Raw genomic sequence first — 19,308 nt, 5'->3', positions numbered from 1 at the left:
CAATAGATTGAAGTCAGACATTATGACTTTAAAACTCTCCACCTTTATGTACATTTTCCCTCACAGCCTTTTTTAAAGCGCTCAACTTACCATGGCTACACTCAAACACTCTATTGTGAAGTATGAATTGGCGCGTTAAGCAATAGAAATATCGCATGGCAATTGGCAAAGATATTTTATGAAAAGGCATTATTGTTGATACATACTTAGTTTGATCTTTCATAAGCTTTCGTAAATTTCGGTATCCAAAAAAAGTAACTATTAAAAACAGTGAGTTATACAAACCTTATGGGAGATAGCATAAGGATTGATAATTACATAAATCTGCAGAGTTTGTTTAATGTATTAATCGTTCTCAACAACTTAAAAACGGAAAATACATTATGTTATCTAACTTAAAATTAAAGCTAAAAACAAAGAAAGTTAAACTACTATCAAACAGCCCTGTATTAGACAGCAAGCAAACTAAAGTGATTGCAGGCGGCGTAACAACGGGAACTGGTACATCTCAAGATATTCCTGAGAAATAAGCTCGACACGTAAATTACTGTTTGTTGTTTCATAGGGAGATTAAGTTGTATATCGCATATTCATTACTTGCTTTGTCATTAAGCTCTAGCCCAGTAAGGGGGGAGCTTGTACTGCAAGAGCCTGCGAGGGAGTTTTACTATTCAACAGAGCCTGGTGTAGTCGTGCATCAATTTGGCTTGGCCCAAGGTGATAAGGTCGCCAAGGGTCAAGCACTGTTAACTTATATGGATATCCAAGGAAATGAGGAAAAGACAGTAACTTCAAAAGCTTCAGGGTACTTGGAGTTTGTTAGTGATGTATTAATGAAAGATCACCATTTCTCTGCTGGAGAAATGCTGTTTAAGGTCAAATCTAGCTTGGTTTTAGGCTGGTATTCCTTTAAAAAAGAGCCTGAAGCACAGCAACCTATTGTGAACTCTAAACTATGGATATGCTCTAAAGGTGGTCATTGGCACTTTAATGTGGATGCGGTCAAGGCCGATAGAGTATTGCTGTCATCAGTGGTCGGTGGTACCGACTTTGCTATGTTGTATGAGCTGAGTCGTCAAAAGGGATTAAAAATGTATCCAAATAAATATGATTGCTTAAAGAATCTCCTATAAGTTAGTCTTATAGGAGATTTATTTTTACTCCTCATCTAGAACTCCAAATATTCATTATTTTGAATAAGCCACTTTGTCTGTCATGTGTTGAGCAACTCATGTTACAGAGACGGCAATTGAAGACTCTGAGCTGGTCGCTAGTAATGTCACTAAGCAATATCAATCAGCAATTAATCACTATTACGGTAGCTAGGTTATCCACTTTTCACTTAGAGCAGCGATAACGAAGATATTTTTTATTGCTATCGACAACACTTCCTTACCCCACAATAGAACACTTAGCTTGATGTTGGCATAAACCCTAAGCAAAAAGATGGTTTTTGCAGAACAAAGTATCTTTATCTAGTTAAAACAAAGAGTTTGCTGAAGAACAATATCGCTCTAGAAAGTATTTTTGATGCGCATGTTTACTTATGGCAGCGACAGCAAAGTAGTATGTTTATTTGATTGGCCATTGTGGTTGCAAGGCAAAGCACTTTGAATTGTCTGCTAATGCCAACTTACAACAATACTTAATCTCCTAGCTGATTTTTATTTTACCAATTAGAAAAAGTGAGTAGCGAAGTATTCTCTAGTTATCGATAGGGAGTCTCACCTAAAATTGACTCACTTAGTTAACCTGAACTCGGGGTAATGGATATGACAAAGTTAGTTATATCAGTCCATTACCAGACCAAATCATACAGTGCAGCTGTTTTTTGTGCAGTTCAAGGCGAGTTCGCGTACGTAGTAGCGAGCGATTGATAGCGAATTTAACGCAGAAATACGCAAAAAGTGCAGTGCTGTAACATGTTGCTTATCCCGAGTTTAGCTTAGTTAAGCTAATAGGTATTAAAGACAAGCTAAAGCCTCTTCATGACCGCGATGTATAAACTTTCTGAGGGTTATAGAATACCAAGGTATGCCACTTGCTAACCAATACTTACCTTAATTGCAAAAATCGATAATATCGCCAGATCGATATGTGTTGTTATCAATCAATATCCAGATCATTTTTACAATAATGTTTGTGTCTAATTCATTGATTTTTTAGCTTTTGTTTTTGTTTTGCTATTTTTGACGTCTGTGCAAAACAGGCTCAGAATTGTTTCCGAAGATAAGCAGATTAAAGCAGCGTTAAGGCTGCTAAGCATAGGAGTTAAACATGGAAAAGCACATGAAAAATGAATTGTATGACCCATTTTATAACCGTGATGCTCTAAACAATTCGATTGCTATGTTCGAAGCTGTAGAGCAAGATGAGTTACTTACACGCACGTTACGAGATATAGCTTCTAACTCGGGATATGAGTGCTTGGCATTTATTGATTATGCGCCGCTCTCAACGACCAATTACAAACAGTATATATATGGTCAATATAGTGTAGAAGTTGAGGGTTACCTTGATAATGAAGAAATTTATACTTACTGCAAAAACGGTATTCGAATTACTTCATTAGAGAAATTATTGGCGACACGAGAAGATATCCAGCAGCTATATGTACTGCCATTGAGGGGAGTTCCCGGTATTGTTGGCGCGCTTGTTTTCAATATTCCAGATAATTTTATTGAGTTTAAAAGCATTGAATTAATAGATTGGTATTGGACGATTCTTTCACCTTACTTGCTTAAGGCTGCTATTCGCTGTCGTCGTAGTCAATTTAATATTACAAATAGAGAGAAGGATTGCCTTTTGTGGGCTTCTGAAGGTAAAACTTCATGGGAAATTAGTCAGATCTTAGGGATTTCAGAGAGAACAGTTAATTTTCACTTAACAAATTGTATTGAAAAAACACAAAGTGCGAACAGGCAGCAGGCGATTGTTAAGTGCCTAATTAATAATATTATTTAATCATGAGAGAAGACTTTTTATCAATTTTGATGTCAGTTTAATAATAAATAATACAGCCAGTTACAGGAGGACAAATTTGTCAGTTCAGTAAGAGTGCCGTCTAGTATTGAGCAATTAGTTAGCCTGTAGATTGAAATACCGTATTGAATAAGTTAACTGTGTCTGGTTTGCAACGAATAACAAAAATTAAGAAGCCCTGTCTATGCGGGAGATATAAATAACCTCAGTTAGGGTTTTTGGTATGATAAATGTGTGAACAACATATAATCACACAGCCCAAAAACACTTATCCAATCTGAGGTTTACTAGATACATTGTGAGGTGCTGACAGCTGAGGGTCTGTTGATGAGCGCCCTAGCGCATAGTTTAACTGAAGCATTTATTGCTGATAAAACTTTAAAGAGAATTCAAAGAGAAATAGACTCTTTAATCAGGGTGTATAAGTTTTCTAAAAGTTTATGAAATCGGTTAGAATATCTTTTTTAGAAATGCTCATCAGCCAATCTTACAACGTTATACGGGACTCATAATTGATGTCATTAACTACAGTTATTCTAGCTGCGGGTAAAGGTACTCGCATGCGCTCAAAATTACCTAAAGTACTTCACCCTGTTGCTGCCAAGCCGATGGTACAACATGTTATAGACAATGCTTTTGCGTTGGGCTCGACCAATATTAACTTGGTTTATGGTCACGGCCGAGAGCAGCTGCACAGTGCGTTATCTCATAATGAAGTAAATTGGGTGCTCCAAGAAGAGCAACTAGGTACCGGCCATGCTGTGGCGGTTGCTAAAGAACACATTGGCGATGACGATACGGTATTGATTTTATATGGTGATGTGCCGCTAACAAAACGTGAAACATTAGAGCGCTTGTTGGCTTGTGTACCTAAAAAAGGATTGGCAGTGTTGACGGTGACACTCGATAATCCAATGGGTTATGGTCGCATGCTAAGAGAAAATGGCAAGCTGGTTGGTATTGTAGAACAAAAAGATGCGACGCCAGAGCAACTGTTAATCAATGAAATTAATACGGGCATCATGGCGGTCAATGGCAGCTTACTTAAGAAATGGTTGGGGGCGCTATCAAATGATAACGCGCAAGGTGAGTACTATTTAACAGATATCGTTGCCATGGCGCACAACGAAGGAATAGAGATCACATCGGCACAGCCAGAACATGCGATGGAAGTTGAAGGGGCAAATAACCGTGTGCAGTTGGCGGCATTAGAGCGCGCTTATCAAACTTGGCAAGCCGAAACATTGATGCTTAATGGTGCTAGCCTTGTTGATCCTAGTCGTATCGATGTGCGTGGTACCATCAAAACTGGGCAAGACGTGCAAGTCGATATTAACGTGATCTTTGAAGGTGATGTCGTTTTAGGTGACGATGTTGTGATCGGGCCAAATTGCGTACTTAAAAACTGTGTGATTGGAGATGGTGCTGTGATCAAGGCAAACACGCTGGTAGAAGATGCTCAAGTTGGCGCTAAATGTACGTTGGGGCCATTCGCACGCTTAAGACCAGGTGCCATCATGGAAGAAGATTCGCATGTTGGTAATTTCGTTGAAATGAAAAAAACGCGCCTAGGAAAAGGCTCGAAAGCAAATCATCTTACCTACCTTGGTGATGCTGAGATAGGTGAAAAAGTGAACATCGGTGCAGGCACAATTACGTGTAACTATGATGGTGTGAATAAGTCGAAAACCATTATTGGCGATAATGCTTTTATTGGCTCTAATACCGCGTTAGTTGCCCCTGTCACCATAGGTGACACTGCAACGGTTGGCGCTGGTTCGGTGATCACGGCAACAGTTGAAAACGAACAACTTGCTGTAGCACGCGCTAAACAAAGAAATTTGACGGGTTGGCAAAGGCCGACCAAAAAATCTAAGTAAACTTAGTATTAGCAGTAAAAGAGCGCCCAGAGCGCTCTTTTTGGTTATGATTTTGAGCGATTTGCTCATTACCCATTTTGCGAAAAGGTGCGCTAAACCAAGCTTTTAATCATGTTGCTATGCACTATAAAGTGGCATTGTGGGTCACATTCCTTTTTGTCGCCTTCCGTGGTACATTGTGACTTCAATGAAAAAATTTTAACAATAATGTTACTCGAAGTAGAGCTATGGAAAACTTATTCCGCAAAGAAGTAATGGAAAACAAGCGGCACAGGCTAGAAGGTGCAGTTTCTCTAGTACAACCTCCTTTATTTAGCACGTTAGCAGTGATGATAGTGACAGTCGTTGTTATTAGCCTGATATTTTTATCTATCGGTAAATACACACGCAAAGAGCGAGTATCAGGTGTTATCGAGCCTAATACCGGTATCTTACGGCTGAAAGCTCCGCAAACGGGTGTGATCGCTGAGATTTTGGTGAAGGAAGGGCAATATGTTGAGGAAGGGGCACCGTTATTGCGGATTGCGTCTGCAAAACATAGTAAGCATGCTGTAGAGCTCAACCAAGCGCTACTAAATCAGTATAATTTTCAGTTAAGTGCTTTAGAGCAACGCATAGAGCAGCAGCAGCGACAGAATAAGCTCGCGCTTAATGAGCTTTCGCAGCAAAAAACATCGGCACAAGCACGGTTGCAAGAGTTACTTGGGCAAGCAAAAACGTTTTCACAGCGTCTAGAATTAAACGAACAAATGGTAAGCCAAATAGGCACATTAAAGGGCACAGGCTATATTTCAGAGTTAGAGTTGCAAAGGCAAAAAGATACGCTGTTATCGTTAAAACAACAGGCGTCGAGTATCCAATCAGAGCGTTTATCACTGCAAAGTCAAATCGAGCAACTTGAAAATCAACTCGAGCAGTTACCCTTAGAGCAGAGTGACCACTTGTCACAGCTTCAGTCTCAAAAAGCGGAGCTACAAATTCAACTTTCTTCTATTGAGCAACAGCGTCTAGGTGAGCTTAGGGCACCTAAGTCTGGTGTGGTAAGTGGTTTGATGGCTAAAGTCGGTAAAAATGTCGATAGTGGTCAAAACCTATTGTCAGTCTTACCCGAAAACAGTCAAATGCAGGCAATCATCTTTGTACCCACCAGCGCTTTTGGTTTTGTGAAAGAAGGACAACCAACTCGCTTGCGCTATCACGCCTTTCCCTATGAAAAATTTGGTGTGTACGATGGGCAGGTTATTGAAGTAAGCCAAAGTGTTATTTTTCCTGACGAAACGAATACCCCTGGCATTATTACTGCGCCTGCATATCGTGTGGTTGTGGCGATAGAGCAACAAACTGTGCAGGCATATGGCAAAGACTCAGCACTACGTCCAGGTATGACGTTAGATGCAGACGTTATTATTGAAGAGCGGTCGTTATTAAGGTGGCTATTCGACCCTGTATTTAGCATCAAAGGTCAGCTGTAAGCTGTAAATTAAAGGAAAAGGCGGCTTATTATGCATGTTGAAGACGAATCACCCGTATCAAAGCTACAGTTTTGGTCAAGAAAGTCTCTCCCGATTATTTTGCAATCAGAAGCCGCGGAATGTGGCCTAGCAAGTTTAGCGATGGTTGCTGCTTATCATGGTTATAACAGTGATCTGATCTCGTTACGGCAAAAGTTCAGCATTTCTCTAGAGGGCGCAACACTTTTAGATATTATGCACTTTGCAGAAAAACTAGAGTTGACCTCTCGACCACTACGTATTGAGCTTGAAGATCTTGATGCGCTGCAAACGCCATGCATACTGCATTGGGATATGAATCATTTTGTGGTGCTTAAAAAGGCGAATGAAAAACGCATCGTTATTCATGATCCAGCATCAGGCGAAAAAACTTTTACCTTAGAAGAGGCATCCAAGCATTTTACGGGGATCGCACTTGAGTTAACGCCAACCAAAAATTTTGAGAAGCAAGAGGCTAGACCATCATTAAAGTTTTCTGACTTTTGGAGTCGGATCACGGGGCTCAAGCGCTCACTCATTCTTATCTTTGCGTTATCAGTTTTATTGCAAGTATTTACACTGGCTTCTCCCTATTATATTCAATTGGTCATTGATGATGTGATCCTCACCAGCGATACTTCGTTACTCACTGTGTTGGCTGTTGGTTTCTTTTTGGTGTTGGCCTTTGAGATAGCCACTAATGCGCTGCGTGGCTTCACCTTGCTGCATTTTGGTAACCAAATGAATATTCAATTGGGAGCAAATTTATTTCACCACTTGGTGCGTCTGCCCTTAAGTTACTTTGAAACTCGTCATATGGGAGACGTGGTATCAAGGTTTGGTTCTTTGCAGCAGGTCAAACAGCTCCTCACTACGGGGGTGATAGAAGCCATTATCGATGGTTTGATGGCGGTCATCACCTTAGCGATGATCTTTTTCTACTCGCCCATGTTGTCAATGGTGGTATTGGTTGCTGTGATCTTGTATGCCTTAGTGCGGGTTGCGATGTATAAGCCATTTCGCACCATCAGTGAGCAGGAGATCATGGCGCGAGCGGAAGAAAATTCTAACTTTATGGAGACCGTGCGTGGTATTCAAACCATTAAGTTATTTGGTTCTGAAGTTAAGCGAGAAGGACAATGGCAAAATCGTTATGCCAACGCCATTAATCAAAATATCCGCTTAGGTAACTTTCAAATTGGTTACGATGCGATTAATCGCGCCCTGTTTGGTATCGAGAATATTCTTGTGGTGTATCTTGCGGCTCACTTAGTGATCCAAGGTGGTTTTAGTACTGGGATGCTATTTGCGTTTATGTCTTATAAGCGCCAGTTCATGGATAAAACAGCCAATCTAATCGAAAAATTTATCGAGTTTAAGATGCTAGGCTTGCACTTTGACCGCATCGCCGATATTGCATTAACAGAAAAAGAGCAGCTGCAGCCGGACAAAACCAAACGTCATACTATTGTCGGCAATATTGAAATTAAAAATGTCAGTTTTGCGTACTCAGATGCATCAGCCAATGTGATCAATGATTTAAGTTTAAAGATTAACGCTGGTGAATCAGTGGCTATTACCGGCCCATCAGGATGCGGTAAATCGACGTTGCTTAAGGTTATGCTTGGCTTGATCCCCATTAAAAGTGGTGAAGTACTAATCGATGGGATCCCTCTTGAGCAAATCGGTGCGCGTCAATATCGCCAGCAAATTGCGGCGGTCATGCAAGATGATGAACTGTTATCAGGCTCTGTTGCCGATAATATCGCTTTTTTTGATACGCCAATTGATATGGAAAAAGTCGTGTATTGTGCAGACCTTGCTGCAATTCATGATGATATAAGTGCAATGCCAATGGGCTACGACAGCTTGATTGGCGATATGGGGTCCAGCTTATCAGGGGGCCAAAAGCAGCGTATTATTTTGGCAAGGGCACTATATAAAAACCCCAAAATATTGTTTATGGATGAAGCGACAAGTCATTTAGATACCAGTTTAGAGTCTGATATAAACGAAGCCGTTTCGCGTTTAAAAATGACCCGTGTGATCATCGCGCACCGCAAAGAAACCATTGCATCTGCCGATCGAGAAATCAAGCTGACTAAATATAAAGAGCAAAGCCCGGCACAAGCATAACAGAGCGTGAGTACTTAAAGTTAGGGCGGCGTATTTTGTGCACCAGCATAACAATAAAGACTTAAGGAAAAGAATGAATAGCAATAAAAATAACAACGATGAGTTTGATAAAAAACAACAAATAGCCAACCTCATTCAAATATTGGCCACTGAGGTTGCTAGCTTTGATACCAGTGAGCATAACCATGGGTTACTCAGTGGTATTGCAGGTCACTTACTGTTTTTGTACAAAGCACATCAATGGCAGCCTGACTGGGTAGATGAAGCCGTGTTTTCACAAAAACTTGAGCAATTACAAGACGGTCTTGCGGAGCAATCTTTCGAATTGAGTAACGGTTTAGCCGGTCAGGCTTGGTTACTTGAGTATCTCAACCAAGCTGATAAAGAAGAATATGATGCAGAGCTATTAGAAGATGTGGATCAGCTATTTGCCGATGCCTTAGCACACGATCCTTGGCCTGGAGAAATAGAGTCTGTGCTCGGTTTAGCCGGTTATGCGCCCTATGCTAAGCGACGTGCGCGTTTTAGCGATCAAAGCAAGCTCTGGGAAGTGATTGTTAAAGGTTTTGAAAGCACGGCAACAAGACTCGATAACGGTCATATCACCTGGTCTCAACCAAGTAACTCCGTATACAGGCTGAACAAAGAAGCACTTGATGAACCAGAACATAACCTTGGTTTGGCACACGGCGTTCCTGGGATTATCGCGGCACTTCTGCCTGCTTTAAATATCGACAGTTTAAATGCGCGGGTAACAGCGTTGCTGCAAGGCAGCTGTGATTGGCTATTGGCGCATCAAAACCCAGGCCATGACAGCTTTTCTTGCTTTGGTACCTGTGCACAAGGTTCGCAGCACGATTCACGATTAGGATGGTGTTATGGTGATTTAACCATCGCGCTTACCCTTGCGCGGGTAGGTCACGCAATTGATAGACCAAGCTATGTTGATAAGGCGTTAGACATCGCCTTGCATAGTACACAGCGCGATGCTGAGTCTGGTCAAGTACGAGATGCGGGTTTGTGCCATGGTTTTGCCGGGCTAGTTACTATTTACCAATTATTGAATCAAGTAATGCCTCACCCAGAATTAGCATCTGCAATGCAGAAATGGCTCGACTATACCTTGGCACAATATGATGAACGGGGTATTGAAGCGATGTACTGTTTTGATGGTCGAGCAATGAGTTACGAGAAAGACTTAGGCTTTTTGATGGGGTATTCGGGGATAGGGCTGGCATTGTTGAGTGTGCTTGATGATGACACCAGCTGGGCTGACTGCTTGCTAATGGCTTAATGGAGGATGTATGACAAAAACAAAGCAACCTAATGTAACGGCAAAACCCGTAGAAAATGCGCCATTTTTTGTGGTACGGACTCCGCGTTTATCGATAGAGCATTTACATGCGTTTTCAAAGCCGAATGTAGATAATAACGCGGTACTTCGCGACTGGTTAGATATTCCTGGTGTGCTTGAGGCACTATATTTGGCAAGCCCCTCATTACTTGAGCGTATCGAACAATGGCGAACCAAGCCAGATTCAAAGCAAGGTAAAAAGGTTGCGCATGCACTGATAAAGTACATGATCCGCATGTGTTCAAGGCCGACACCATTTGGTCTTTTCTCGGGCGTGCATACTGGGCAGATCAGTGAGCAAACGGTATTAGTTGGTGGTGATCATACTCAGGATGGCCGCAGCACTCGCCTTGATATGTTTTACTTATCGGCCTTGAAAGAGCACTTTGTTAAGCATGCTTCTCGCTCAGATTCACTAAAGTACAAACCAAACTCGTCTCATTATTTTGTTGCTCAGCAGTGTCGATATATTGAAGCTTATTTATCGGATGACAATATGCAATATCGCTTGAGCGCGGTAGAGAGCGACGAATACTTCAAATTTGCCTTAGATAGCGCTGGTTCGGGGTTGAGCTTTAACGCTTTGGTTAAGGTATTTTGTGAGCAATATCCACAAGCGGAGCGCGAAGAAGTTGAAGCCTATATTCAAGACTTAATTGATGAAGGTGTACTGCAAGCCGATATCCCACTGCCCTTAACGGGAGACTCTCCTGATTTTGCGCTATTAAAATCATTGCAAGCAATTTCAGAACATGAAACGGCAGATCACTTAGCGACTGCGCTTGCGCAAGTAGAACAATTAGATAAGCAAAAAACAGGTGAAACAACACCTTACAAACAAATTCTGTCGCATCTTGAGCGTTTACCCGTCAAGGTTCAAGAGAATAAGCTTTTTCAGTCGGACGTTTATCGCCACTTTGAGCACTGCCAATTAAGTGAAATGGAAATTGGCCGTTTAAAGAAACAATTAGAATTAATTGCAGGATTAAGTACAGAGTCAACCACGACGGCCATGAACGACTTTATGGCACAGTTTAATGCGCGCTTTGAAGGTCAATTTGTTCCGTTAGACGTTATTTTGGATGACGAGTCGGGGATCGGTATTTCTGACGAGACAGGCTATGACGCGCCGCTCATTGCAGGGTTGCCGCTTGGCAAGCAACCAGCGCAAAGCGGACAATCAACGCCGACAGTGAGCGTGTTAGAGAGTGTGATTGATGAAGCCATCAGCTTGCCTGAAAATAGAGCAAAAGATTGTATCGTATTAAAGAGCAAAGAACTCAAAGGCAAAGTTACGAACAAAGGGGCGATAAAGAAGTTTCCAAGTTCATTTGCAGCCATGTTGAGCGTTTTTGAAGACGACAGCAAAAACCCAATCATCAAATTCAATGGCTGCTATGGTCCTTCATCGGCCAACTTACTCGGCCGGTTTTGCCATTTATCAGAGTCGCTAAAAGAACAAGTGATCGATGAATTGGCTAAAGAGCAGGCGCATTCACCGGATGTTATTTTTGCTGAAGTCGTTCATATGCCTGAAGGCAGACCGGGTAATGTGATAGCGCGTCCTCACTTACGTGAGTATGAAATCGTGTTTATGGCCGACAGTTCATTAGATGATGAGTATCAAATTCCACTAAGTGATTTACATGTTTGGGTAGAAAGCCAACAGGTTAAGCTTTGGAGTAAACGGCTAAATAAACAAGTGGTGCCCAGGTTATCTAGTGCACACAACTATACGGCAAGAAGCTTAAGTGCTTATAAATTCTTGTGTATGTTGCAGCATCAATCAGGCAGAGCGCCTAACTTTCAAATGCCAAGCTCGACAGCGCGCAGTGCGTTTGTACCACGTATCATGTTAGATAACTTAATCTTGAATGAAAAAACATGGCGTATTGAGCGAGAGCAACTCGAAGCGGTATGTAAAAAAGGTCAATTTGATACAGACAAACTGAATGCTTTAATGAGCAAGTATCAGCTTGATACCCAAGTAAGCTACGCCATGGGAGACAATGTTTTACAGATCGATTTAACCAACCCTGAGATGTTTGCCATTTTGTTATCTGAAACCAAAGGTTCACCACGCGTAGAGCTCAAAGAGGTGCTTAGCCAGCATTATCAATCTCGGGTAGTCGATGCGCAGGGGCATCACTATAACAACGAGCTGATTGTGCCGCTTTTTAACGCAAATGCTGCCAAACACACTCATTTTGCCGATGATCCAATTGCTAATATAACGGCGGCACCTATCAAACGCCGTTTTAGTGCCGGCTCTCAGTGGTTGAGTTTAAAAATATACTCAGGTAACTCGTTAGTAGAACAGCTATTGAGCGAACAGTTGCAGCCATTAATTGAGCAACATTCGGCACTTTATGACAAGTGGTTCTTCATTCGCTATGGCGATCCCGATTGGCACCTCAGATTGCGCTTTTTTGGTGAGCCTCACGTGTTGTGTGGTCAGCTATTGCCCATTCTCAATCAGTTACTTGACCCCATGATTGAAAGTGGTGAATTACATAAAGTTGAGTTGATGACCTATGAGCGAGAAGTGGAGCGTTACGGAGGGCCGCAATCAATGGCTTTGGTGGAGTCATTGTTTATGTATGACAGTGCTTTGATTGCCAAAGTGTGTGCGCTTATTGAAGAGCATGGTGAACAAGTAAGATGGCGTGCTGCGTTACTATACACAGATCGGCTGCTTACACTTTTTAACTACAGTGAAGATGCTAAATTTGCGTTGATAAGCCGCCTAAGAGATGGCTTTGGCCAAGAGTTTGGTGATAGTAGTGTGCTCAGAAAGCAGCTGGGTAATCGCTATCGCGACTATCAGGAACAACTCGATAAAGATTTTAAGCAGTTTAATGAAGTACCACCGCATGCCAGTGATGAGTTACAAAGTGCACTCTTTATGTTACTTAACCAGTGGCAAGCACAGGCTGAACCTGTGGTTGCACAAGTGAATAAACTAATAGATGATAAGGTGCTTAACTGTAGTAAAGACTCACTTCTTGGTTCGCTATTACATATGCATAATAATCGAATGTTTAAAGCCTATGGCCGTGAGCAAGAGTTAGTGATCCATGACTTACTGCGTCGCAAATATTTTTCAGCGAATAAACAGCAGTGATCATTAGTTCGTTTGTTTAAACAAGCTAAAAAGCCGAGCATGGTCACATGCGCGGCTTTTTTATTAACTATCAGATAAAAACAAAGTTAATGTATCACCTACGCGTAAGATATCTTTTGAGAGTGCGTTCCACTTTTTAATCTCATTGATGGTCACTTGAAAGTGTTTTGCTATACGCCATAAGCTATCTCCTGCGCGCACGGTGTAATCTAATTGTTGGTCGGCTAGAATGGGCAGCAATAATGTCTCTCCTGCTCGTATCTTATTGCTTTTCAACTGATTGAAGGTTTTTAATTGCGCAACACTCAAGGCGTGTCGTTTGGCTATCACGCTTAAACTATCGCCACGTTGAATGGTGTATTGTTGCCACTGCGCGCTTGGCATAGCAGGCTGATTGGCCAAGTAAGTTTGCCATTGTGTTACTTGATTGGCTGGTAGCACGATATGCTGTGGTCCATCTAATAGCGCTGGAAACCGTGTATAGCCAGGGTTTAGAGGTTGCAGTGCCTGCCATTGTTTATCGGTATTTAAAATAATACCTTGTTTTAATGGGGTAACAGCGATCACTTTGTGATTGGCTATTTTTGGAAAAGTCATTTTTTGCTCGCGTAAAAGTTGCGCGGCCGCAAGCAATTTGGGCACATAGTGACGGGTTTGTTTAGGTAAAGACAACGCAAAGAAATCGCTTGATTTACCTCGCTGTTTATTTTTTTTGATGGCTAACGCCACTCGGCCTTCACCGGTGTTGTAAGCCGCAATAGCATGATACCAGTTACCCTCAAATCGCTGGTGAAGGTAGCTCAAAAAATCGAGCGCGGCGTTTGTTGCGTCCACAATATCTTGGCGACCATCATACCAAGGGGTAATTTTTACACCATAATGTTTCGCGATTAAGGGAGTGAGTTGCCAAAGACCTGAAGCGTGCTTATGAGAGTAGGCTGAGGTATCAAAATCGCTCTCTATCAACGGCATAAGCGCAAGTTCTATTGGTAAGTTTCGACGCTCTACCTGTTCTACAACATAATGTAAAAACGGTGCGGCACGCTCGCTTATGACGTCCATATAGTTTGGGTGAGACATATACCAATCAACACGGTCTTGCACCGTTTGATGATCACTTGGTGCAAAGGCTAATTGATGGCGTATGCGTTGCCAAACGTCATCATGTTGATGAGGTTCTATTGATGATATGCGCGTATGGGCAGGTTCAACTGTCGGCGTCTTTTCTTGCTGCTTAACAACGACTGGGGCTGGTTGCCTTGTTGTATTGGACTGAGGCTCTTGTTTAGAGACACTGGCACAGCCGGTTAAGGTAATGATAAGCAGTAAAAAAAGGGGTCGAGAAAAATGCATAGTCAGCCAGTATTATTGTTGTTTGTTGCGATTGTAACTTAAGGCCAGCGAGTTGTGTAACTGTAAAGCGTTGGGATTAACCACTGATGAATTAGGCCAGTACATGCTTGGCGCAATAATTTAGCACCCAAAGCATGTACGTAAACCACGGTTAATTAAAGTTGACTGCGTAGGGTTAAACGCAGCTCTGGCTCTACGGATTCGTTGATGACTTGATAGCCATCCAATCTACCTGCGCGAGTTGGTTGGTAAAATTGTTGCCAATACCGCGTTTTTTCTTTTTCAATTGCATTAGCTGCAAGTCGTAGCTGGGTTTTGTCTGCGATTGGCATTTCGATAAACAATGAGGTGCTAGGGCCCTCTCGAACCACAGACTTTTCAGTGACAAAGTATTCAGTCTCTCGCTGTTTGGCGATGTATTCAATGCCCCAAGATAGCGTGTCATAGTTATGCCTGAACTCGGCACTGAGTGCGTGCGGAGTAAGTGCATTGATAGCGCGTACACCGCCTAATGGGTCATCAAATTGTGCATGGCGATATTGATAATCAAAAGTCACAGTACTGTTTAGTAACAAGAAATCAGTCTTGATATCAATAACAGCATTGATGCCATTAAGGCGTGCTCGACCAGCATTGGCAATACCTTCATCAGTTTCGGTTAATTGCATTGATTCGTGGATATCGCGTTGCCACTGCGTAAACACTGTGTTGTTAATGGTGATATGTTCGTTTGGTGCGTAATTTAGCTGCATGGATAACTCGCTATAACGGCTCGGTTTTATATTATTATTACCCAGCTGAACTCGGTCAAAGCTGATATCTTGACTAACCACAAATAAGCCAAAATCTAGTTGTTCTACGTGCTGCTTGAACTGCCAGTTAACCTGCCACTTCGGCGACTCATAAGTGAGCCTTAGCAGGGGTTTAATATGGCGCTCCGTCAGTTTTTTTGCGTGCTGCGCATTGGTGTTCAGCGCGGCAAACTCAACATTGAGCTTACTATAAAGCTGCCAAGCATCAGTGATCTTCCAGTTTATAGCCGCAAAGGGTTGATAGCGCGTTTCAGAGACTTGGTTGGATATAAACTGAGTGGCGGACTGTGTCTGTGCTCGCAATTGGTTGTAACTAAACTCAATACCCCACTGCGGCTCTAAGTGCCAACTTGTAGCTTGTATAGACAACTGTGCAGCGTATTCTTTGTGGTGTTTACTTTGCAAAAATGGCGCTGTTTGTACGTTTAACTCAGCAATAGTTTTTGCTTGTTTATTATCCGTAGTTAGCCCCGTAAGTTGCAGCTCGAAAGTGTCAAACAACGTGGTTTGCCAATCAGCGCCCAGTTGATACTCATCCATATCTAGCCATTCAACGGTATAATTGCGCGCGTATGGCGTGGAGTCGTTAGGGACAAAATGGGTATGTACAAAATCAGTTTGCCAGCGCTCGGACCAAAACTGACTGGTTACTTGCAAACTGCCCTGATCGTTACCGAGCGTTGACAGAGTACTTAGCTTAACCTCTTGAAGTTGCTCAATAAAATTTTCTGCTTGAAGGCCCTGTAACACTGATTGTTGATTAAATTCTTTGGCCAAGTAGTCAGACTCATAGCGGCTGTTGTGTGCCTTAAGGCTGAGTTGATGTTGCCAGTCCTGCCAAGGCAAGTGTATTTGTGTGCTTAATTCAGCCAAAGAACGTTTGTTATCTCGCACCGCATAGCTGGTTTGTATATCAACGGCAGTCGCGACATGATTTACTTTAATATTAATAGCTTGGGTGTGATGAGAAACACTTGAAAAAGGGTGATTTGAAGGATAAAAGTCGATAAATTCTATTTGGTCGATGCTGATCTTCTCTAGTAGATCACGCAGTGATTGAGTTTTGCTTTGGGCCGGTATGCCATTAATTAATACGTTTCCTGAGGTATTTGCCAGTCCTCGTTGTGCATCTCCCTCATGCAACACAAAGCCGGGTGTCAACGTCACTATATCCAGAGCATGTTGGGCATTGAATTGAGAAAAGTGGTTAGCGTCAAAACGCTGAGCTTGATGTTGTTCATCAGTAGGCGCGCTTATGGCAAGTGCCGAGCAGCTCAATAAGACACCCGCTGTTATGTTGATTATTTGAATTGAGTTCACTGTAGGCATGTTTATTCCTTGTCGTTATGCCTGCTATTTGAAAATATCAAACTATATAAAACAATATATTAGGGGTGGTTGGAGTCATTTTGGGACGAATGCACCGCGGCATATCAGATTATGGATGCTCAATACCACAGACGGGCTTACTACGCCGCACTTAAAGCTTTAACGTGTGCGTAATAGCGTTTACTCAAAGGAACTGATTGACCATTATTTAAATAGATCACAGCGCTGCCAGAGGGTTTGCGTTCAATGCGCTCGATACAGCGCAGGTTCACTACATGAGAGCGGTGGCAACGAAGGAACAATGCCGTAGGTAGAGCGCGTTCTAAATGCGTTAATGTTGCACGTTTTATATAGGTATCTGCGTGGGTGTTGATCTCCACATAGTTGCTCGCAGCGCTAATGGTTACAATATCGGCTAAAGCCAATAGTGTTTTGTGGCGACCTTGATCAACCAACAGCATCTCAGGTGGTGTGTTTGGCGTTGGATTTTTCCAAAGCTTGTGCCAGATCAGTAAGCTGATAATCACAACCAGAAAATGTGAAGGAGCAAAATACACGAATGTACTGGGGATATGATCATGATACACAAACCAATCAAAAATGGCTTGATACGCCATAGCGCTACAAAACAGTGGAACTAAGGTGAGCAAATACCCCTTTTTATTGAGTAAATTATTGTTTTGTAGTTTATCCAGTAATATAAAAGTGATTGGGGAGAGTAGATACCAAAGACACCATTCTTGCAGCGCCCACCACCACGGGCTGTTGTATTTTTTGTCAACAGCAACCATTAAATCATGTAAACCTTCCATAGCGCTTAGCATCAAAATGATGGCACTCCATACCAAGGCTGACAGTAACCACTGATATTTAATGCGTTGTTCGGGGCTGCTGATATGCGCTTTGAATGCTTGCATGCGAGATACTGCGTTTCAAATAAAGGTATTTTAAAGAGGCCGAGATAAGATGCAAGTCAAATGCAGGCATAGTGTATAGCCTGCACAGGATGAGGTGATAATTAAAAGCCTTTAAAAGCCAAAGACGCGTTGGTACCACCAAACCCGAAAGAGTTAGACAAAGCATATCGAACGGGTTTTTGCATAGGTTTTTGCATTATTAAGTCAACACCTTGGCAATTTGCATCCACGTTATCGGGTGTTAGGTTTAAAGTATACGGTAAGATCTGATGCTTTAGCGCAAGTACGGTAAATACCGCTTCAATTGCGGCAGCGGCTCCGAGTAGATGGCCTGTTTGCGATTTTGTACCCGATACAGCTATATGCTTGGCGTGACCTGCAAAGGCATTTTTGATAGCCTGCACTTCAATGCTATCTGCTGCGGTACTGGTGCTGTGGGTGTTAATGTAGTCTATCTCAGTGGTGTTGATATCAGCCATATTGAGTGCGGTTTGCATAGCGCGTTGTGCCCCCAAACCTTGCGGGTGGGGCGCGCTAAGTGCTTGCCCAGTAAAACCATCACTGGTGCGACCAAAGCCAACAATTTCGCAATAAACATGGACACCTCGGGTGATCGCATGGTCGTATTCTTCTAGCACTAAGCAAGCGGCTCCTTCACCCATTACAAAGCCATCTCTATCGTGTGTGAAAGGTCTAGATGCAACTTGCGGCTCACTATTTCGGGTGGATAGTGCATTTTGCGCATTAAAGGTAGAGATACCAACCGGGGTAACCGATGCTTCGGCACCGCCGGCAATGATAATTTCTGCCTCACCTCCTTTAATGGCATTACAGGCATCGATGATAGAGTGAGCACTTGCCGCGCAAGCCGTGGAGTGCGAATTATTGGGGCCTCCAAAGTTCCAGTGACTGGCAACATAACCGGCTGCTAAATTAGGTAAAAACATCAAATTACCAAAGGGAGATTGCTTTTTACCTTTAGCGGCTTTACCTGCACAGACTTCAAGGCTATTAAGCCCACCAACGCCTGTGGCAATGTTGACACCAATACGCTGCAGTTGCAGTTCATTAGTGATGGTATCCAAGCCCGCTTCAGTGATAGCTTCAGCAGCTGCGACCATGGCAAATAGTTGATGGCGGTCTAATTTTTTTAATAATTTAGTACGGGTGCTGTCGTCCATTTGTTTAAACGGCGGTAATGTTGAAGGGTCGAGATTGGCACATACCTGGGCTGCAAAAGTAGTTTTGCAAGCAAATTGCTCAGGGCTGAAATGTTCAATAGGACGAATTCCATGTTTGCCTTGCAATAAATTTTCAAAGCTATTTTGTGCCGTATTGCCGATTGGAGAGATAGCACCGATGCCAGTTACAACAATTCTTCTCATGATATTTCGTCTTACCTCACTCATCATAGGACTTCACAGTGCCTAACCAGGATTACTGCTGCTAGTTTTATTCAGACGCAGATATAACTTGATCAGACTAATAAGCAGCGATGACAAAATCATGACATTCAGTTAGACAAAGAATAAAAATTTTGCTCAGCGATGATCTAATCACAACCCTGTATCGTTTAAAAATTAACCACACAAAACAGGTGAAGCAAAATGCGTGTAAATGATTTGAAAGCTCAACTAAACCAGCAGCTGCTTGAGGCAGTAATTTTAAGCTATGCAGATTCGAACCACTACCTAGCCGGGGGAGTAGATTCGCATGGCAATTACCATTTGTTAAGCGATGCCCGAGGAAAAACAATTACCTTCAATTCTTTAAGAGAAGCCGAAGTAATGCTAGCCAGTCTGGGTGTTGAGTCAGCAACTTTTGAGATGCAAACCGCTTATGACGAAATGGTGGCATCGACGTCTGTGGGCAATACCAGAACCAGTTTGAACATTCTCCATTAAACTTCCCCCTAGTTGTTAGCAGGCGCA

General features: G+C 42.5%; 13 protein-coding genes. 9 read left to right on the top strand and 4 right to left on the bottom strand.

What is annotated here, in order from left to right; genetic code table 11:
• Window positions 1–383: 383 nt before the first annotated feature.
• The 8 genes from GDK41_RS20265 to GDK41_RS16525 all read left to right on the top strand — a co-directional run bounded on the left by GDK41_RS20265 (window position 384) and on the right by GDK41_RS16525 (window position 12,966).
• The gene (locus tag GDK41_RS20265) at window positions 384–530 is read left to right on the top strand and encodes a hypothetical protein (protein WP_172971636.1); all 147 of its coding nucleotides are present in this window, start codon (window positions 384–386) and stop codon (window positions 528–530) included.
• 45 nt (window positions 531–575) lie between these two features.
• The gene (locus tag GDK41_RS16555; protein WP_152087435.1) at window positions 576–1,133 is read left to right on the top strand and encodes a hypothetical protein; all 558 of its coding nucleotides are present in this window, start codon (window positions 576–578) and stop codon (window positions 1,131–1,133) included.
• A 1,144-nt stretch (window positions 1,134–2,277) separates the two neighbouring features.
• Complete coding sequence (locus GDK41_RS20460) at window positions 2,278–2,964, top strand: helix-turn-helix transcriptional regulator (RefSeq protein WP_152087434.1); 687 nt, start codon at window positions 2,278–2,280, stop codon at window positions 2,962–2,964.
• A gap of 533 nt (window positions 2,965–3,497) precedes the next feature.
• Entirely contained in the window at window positions 3,498–4,862 is a 1,365-nt protein-coding gene (gene glmU / locus GDK41_RS16545; RefSeq protein WP_152087433.1) for a bifunctional UDP-N-acetylglucosamine diphosphorylase/glucosamine-1-phosphate N-acetyltransferase GlmU, read from the top strand.
• 227 nt (window positions 4,863–5,089) lie between these two features.
• Window positions 5,090–6,334 (top strand): HlyD family secretion protein, encoded by a 1,245-nt coding sequence (locus GDK41_RS16540; protein ID WP_152087432.1) that lies wholly within the window; start codon window positions 5,090–5,092, stop codon window positions 6,332–6,334.
• Window positions 6,335–6,364: 30 nt separating this feature from the next.
• On the top strand, window positions 6,365–8,488 hold the full coding sequence (locus GDK41_RS16535) for a peptidase domain-containing ABC transporter (RefSeq protein WP_152087431.1): 2,124 nt from the start codon (window positions 6,365–6,367) through the stop codon (window positions 8,486–8,488).
• Between the two features lie 73 nt (window positions 8,489–8,561).
• Entirely contained in the window at window positions 8,562–9,782 is a 1,221-nt protein-coding gene (locus GDK41_RS16530) for a lanthionine synthetase C family protein (RefSeq protein ID WP_152087430.1), read from the top strand.
• Window positions 9,783–9,792: 10 nt separating this feature from the next.
• Window positions 9,793–12,966 carry a lantibiotic dehydratase gene (locus GDK41_RS16525; protein ID WP_152087429.1) on the top strand — a complete coding sequence of 1,058 codons (3,174 nt, stop codon included), beginning with the start codon at window positions 9,793–9,795 and terminating at the stop codon, window positions 12,964–12,966.
• 63 nt (window positions 12,967–13,029) lie between these two features.
• On the opposite strand, the gene GDK41_RS16520 is transcribed toward GDK41_RS16525, so the two are convergent.
• From GDK41_RS16520 to GDK41_RS16505, 4 genes are all read right to left on the bottom strand, one after another.
• Window positions 13,030–14,319 (bottom strand): LysM peptidoglycan-binding domain-containing protein, encoded by a 1,290-nt coding sequence (locus GDK41_RS16520; protein WP_152087428.1) that lies wholly within the window; start codon window positions 14,317–14,319, stop codon window positions 13,030–13,032.
• Between the two features lie 155 nt (window positions 14,320–14,474).
• Window positions 14,475–16,460 carry a TonB-dependent receptor gene (locus tag GDK41_RS16515; protein WP_152087427.1) on the bottom strand — a complete coding sequence of 662 codons (1,986 nt, stop codon included), beginning with the start codon at window positions 16,458–16,460 and terminating at the stop codon, window positions 14,475–14,477.
• Window positions 16,461–16,600: 140 nt separating this feature from the next.
• Window positions 16,601–17,377 carry a LytTR family DNA-binding domain-containing protein gene (locus GDK41_RS16510; RefSeq protein ID WP_152087426.1) on the bottom strand — a complete coding sequence of 259 codons (777 nt, stop codon included), beginning with the start codon at window positions 17,375–17,377 and terminating at the stop codon, window positions 16,601–16,603.
• Window positions 17,378–17,478: 101 nt separating this feature from the next.
• Window positions 17,479–18,762: a beta-ketoacyl-[acyl-carrier-protein] synthase family protein gene (locus GDK41_RS16505; protein WP_172971635.1), complete on the bottom strand. Its 1,284-nt coding sequence runs from the start codon at window positions 18,760–18,762 to the stop codon at window positions 17,479–17,481.
• Window positions 18,763–18,984: 222 nt separating this feature from the next.
• Here GDK41_RS16505 and GDK41_RS16500 point away from each other — a divergent pair, with 222 nt between their 5' ends.
• On the top strand, window positions 18,985–19,281 hold the full coding sequence (locus tag GDK41_RS16500) for a DUF6482 family protein (protein WP_152087424.1): 297 nt from the start codon (window positions 18,985–18,987) through the stop codon (window positions 19,279–19,281).
• The last annotated feature ends 27 nt before the right edge of the window (window positions 19,282–19,308 follow it).

It is taken from the genome of Pseudoalteromonas sp. A25 (assembly GCF_009176705.1).
Classification (GTDB): Bacteria; Pseudomonadota; Gammaproteobacteria; order Enterobacterales; family Alteromonadaceae; genus Pseudoalteromonas.
This window is presented reverse-complemented; position numbering and strand designations above follow the sequence as displayed.

What these genes read in the sequence shown, in the direction of transcription:
- GDK41_RS20265 (WP_172971636.1), top strand. Translation starts at nt 384, where the DNA reads ATGTTATCTAACTTAAAATTAAAGCTAAAAACAAAGAAAGTTAAACTA.
- GDK41_RS20460 (WP_152087434.1), top strand. Translation starts at nt 2,278, where the DNA reads ATGGAAAAGCACATGAAAAATGAATTGTATGACCCATTTTATAACCGT.
- glmU (WP_152087433.1), top strand. Translation starts at nt 3,498, where the DNA reads ATGTCATTAACTACAGTTATTCTAGCTGCGGGTAAAGGTACTCGCATG.
- GDK41_RS16540 (WP_152087432.1), top strand. Translation starts at nt 5,090, where the DNA reads ATGGAAAACTTATTCCGCAAAGAAGTAATGGAAAACAAGCGGCACAGG.
- GDK41_RS16535 (WP_152087431.1), top strand. Translation starts at nt 6,365, where the DNA reads ATGCATGTTGAAGACGAATCACCCGTATCAAAGCTACAGTTTTGGTCA.
- GDK41_RS16530 (WP_152087430.1), top strand. Translation starts at nt 8,562, where the DNA reads ATGAATAGCAATAAAAATAACAACGATGAGTTTGATAAAAAACAACAA.
- GDK41_RS16525 (WP_152087429.1), top strand. Translation starts at nt 9,793, where the DNA reads ATGACAAAAACAAAGCAACCTAATGTAACGGCAAAACCCGTAGAAAAT.
- GDK41_RS16520 (WP_152087428.1), bottom strand. Translation starts at nt 14,319, where the DNA reads ATGCATTTTTCTCGACCCCTTTTTTTACTGCTTATCATTACCTTAACC.
- GDK41_RS16515 (WP_152087427.1), bottom strand. Translation starts at nt 16,460, where the DNA reads ATGCCTACAGTGAACTCAATTCAAATAATCAACATAACAGCGGGTGTC.
- GDK41_RS16510 (WP_152087426.1), bottom strand. Translation starts at nt 17,377, where the DNA reads ATGCAAGCATTCAAAGCGCATATCAGCAGCCCCGAACAACGCATTAAA.
- GDK41_RS16505 (WP_172971635.1), bottom strand. Translation starts at nt 18,762, where the DNA reads ATGAGAAGAATTGTTGTAACTGGCATCGGTGCTATCTCTCCAATCGGC.
- GDK41_RS16500 (WP_152087424.1), top strand. Translation starts at nt 18,985, where the DNA reads ATGCGTGTAAATGATTTGAAAGCTCAACTAAACCAGCAGCTGCTTGAG.